The organism is Cyanobacteriota bacterium, assembly GCA_025054735.1.
GTDB lineage: Bacteria > Cyanobacteriota > Cyanobacteriia > SKYG9 > SKYG9 > SKYG9.
On sequence record JANWZG010000468.1, the window covers coordinates 1 to 2,723 of the forward strand.

Consider the following 2,723-nt stretch of genomic DNA (forward strand, 5'->3'; position numbering starts at 1 on the left):
GCCAAACCCACCATGAAAGAACCGCACAGTGTGGAAAAATACTGGCACTACCCACAGCAGACTGTCGATGCGATCAAGAATGCCCCCATGCCCTGGCAACATATCCCCAAAGTCCTTAATACCCAAGTCGCGCTTAAAGGCACTCATCACTAGGTCGCCAATTTGCCCACCTACACCAACAATAATCCCTACCAACCCCACCAGCCACCATTCAAAGTGGGGGAAGGCGATCGGCCAGTTGAGATAGGCTAGACCTATGCTAGAAAGGAGCGCTAACACTGACCCTTCGATCGTCTTCTTGGGGGATAGAGCTGTCCAGGTTGTTTTCCCCACCAATTTGCCCCACAAAAACGCCAGAGCATCGTTGAATTGGGTTGCCAATACGACATACACCACATAGCCAATGCCCCCATCGGCTTGCCGCAGATACCCCAGATGGGCCAAGAACCAACCAAAATAGACCAGCCCAATTACCGAGAGGGCTACCCGTTGAATGGCCTCATCGGCAGTATTAGTCATCACAGGAAGAGCCGTCACTAGGGCAACACCCCAGATAGGTAGTGCCATGAACAGACCATAGTTTTTGGCCACAGCCGCTAGGGCCATACCTATCATTAGGGTATAGACTACGACTATGTAGGGCCAGTGGGCGTAAAGACCTGTGCCCTTGGCAAATTCCTTAAATCCATAGATAGATAGGAGGGTGATGGCGGCAATCCATGCCCAGGGATGAATCCACAGGGGAATAAACACCAATGGCAACAAAACTGCCCAGGTCAGGTAGGGTTTTTTGGCGACATCCAGCGGTTTTAGCCAGATGAATATCCCCAGACTGCCATAGACAATTGCCGAGAGGGCTGTGTAAAATCCAAGCACGATCGTGCTAGGGGCAAGTTCCCACTGCTGACTCAGTGACCTAACTAATTCCATGCGTTCGTGCCACTAGTTCTGTTAGCCTAGATACTCTCATAGCATAGACCGACTTGACCCAGAGTTTAGCACCCATCTTGCCATGACCAACCGTTCCCAGACTATTCAACCTCGTCCAGTTGCCACGATCGTGCCGGGGGTACCCGCCACTGATGGTGCAGGCGTGCGGATTTTGCGACTGTTGGGGACAACAGCATTACCCATGCTTGACCCCTTCCTATTGCTGGATATGCTGTACTCTGATCGACCCCAAGACTATATTGCTGGCTTTCCTAGCCACCCCCATCGAGGCTTTGAAACGGTCACCTATGTGCTGGCAGGGCGAGTCCGTCATGCTGACAATAAGGGTCACACAGGTGTAATCGAGGCAGGGGGTGTGCAATGGATGACTGCTGGTCGAGGGATTATTCACTCAGAAATGCCAGAGCAAATCGATGGGCTGTTGTGGGGATTTCAGTTATGGATTAATTTGCCTGCTGCTGACAAGATGACCTCCCCTCGCTATCAGGAGTTTGAGGCAAGGGAAATTCCGGTGGAGGAGCGATCGCCAGGCACCCAGGTGCGGGTGATTGCCGGTCAAACCAGTCTGGGAACCACAGGCCCAATTCAGTCTAGTGCTACCGAGCCGATTTATTGGGATGTGAACATCGCCCCCGGTCACCAGTTCATCGATTCTCTCCCCATCACTCACCAGGCGTTTATTGCAGTCTACGAGGGTAACGTGACCGTTGGTGGCAACGATACTGACACGTCGCAGTCTATTAGTGCTGGCACACTGGCCATACTGGGAACTGGTAGCCATGTGACTGTTAGCACGGACGATCGCGGGGCTAAGTTTCTGCTAATTGCGGGCAAGCCTTTGGGTGAACCTGTTGCCCATGGAGGCCCCTTTGTGATGAATACTCAGGCTGAAGTGCTACAAGCCTATTACGACTATCAACAGGGTCTTTTCTAGGGGTCGCTAAGGGGATAGATTCACAGGGCAGCGTAGATGAATATCAAGACAGTAGCTGTAGGGAACTATACTGCCGCCTATCGAGAGGTTGGGCAAGGGGAAGCGATCGTCTGCTTGCATGGATTTTTGGGGGATGGCTCGGCATGGCAAGCTGTGACCCAGATGTTGGGCGATCGCTATCGTTGCCTTGCTCCTGACTTACTCGGATTTGGTGCCTCGTCTAAGCCAACCCTCAAGTACGTGATTGATCACCAAGTTGCATTTCTCCACCAGTTTGTGACAACCTTGGGCCTAGAGTCCTTTCACCTAGTGGGCTATTCCTACGGTGGTTGGACGGCTGCTGCCTACGGCATTGCTCTGGCTACCCAAACATTACCCCATCAAGCCAGTTCTACAACTCTACCCCACCTGCGGAGATTGATCCTAGTGGCCCCTGCAGGCATCCGAGATGACAGCTTTGTAGGACGCTATCATCATCTCAGACCATTGCTGTGGGCTAATCCGTTAGTTGATGTTGGCTTGGCTGCCCTGGGGCCAGTAGCACGACTGTTGGGCAAAGCAGAATTCTATGCTTGTGCTTGCAAGGCTCGACGTACTCTGATGCAACAACCGGTTGCCCGCTCGTTTTTGGTAGATCGTCTGCGCCCAGAGGATGCGATCGACACCGTGGAGCAGGCTATTCATCACATCGCTGTACCGACCCTAATTATTGCCGCCGCTCACGATCAAACCATTCCCCTGTGGCATTGCCAAGTCTACCGCGATCGCATTCCCCAAGCCTGCCTAGAGATATTGCCCGATGCAGGTCATGACCTCATTCGTACCCACAGTCAAGCGA

The 2,723-nt window shown here is 52.7% G+C and carries 3 protein-coding genes; 2 read left to right on the top strand and 1 reads right to left on the bottom strand.

Annotation, left to right across the window (positions count from 1 at the left end; all coding sequences use genetic code 11):
• Positions 1-930, bottom strand: a 930-nt coding sequence (locus tag NZ772_16900) for a phosphatidate cytidylyltransferase (GenBank protein MCS6815234.1), incomplete at its 3' end; no start/stop codon positions are given.
• Positions 931-1,012: 82 nt separating this feature from the next.
• Here NZ772_16900 and NZ772_16905 point away from each other — a divergent pair.
• Both NZ772_16905 and NZ772_16910 read left to right on the top strand, forming a co-directional pair.
• Positions 1,013-1,885, top strand: a complete 873-nt coding sequence (locus NZ772_16905; protein ID MCS6815235.1) for a pirin family protein — start codon at positions 1,013-1,015, stop codon at positions 1,883-1,885.
• A 36-nt stretch (positions 1,886-1,921) separates the two neighbouring features.
• A partial coding sequence (locus tag NZ772_16910) for an alpha/beta hydrolase (GenBank protein MCS6815236.1) occupies positions 1,922-2,723 on the top strand: 802 nt, incomplete at its 3' end.

Coding starts and splice junctions, on each gene's coding strand:
- NZ772_16905 (MCS6815235.1), top strand. CDS start 1,013: ATGACCAACCGTTCCCAGACTATTCAACCTCGTCCAGTTGCCACGATC.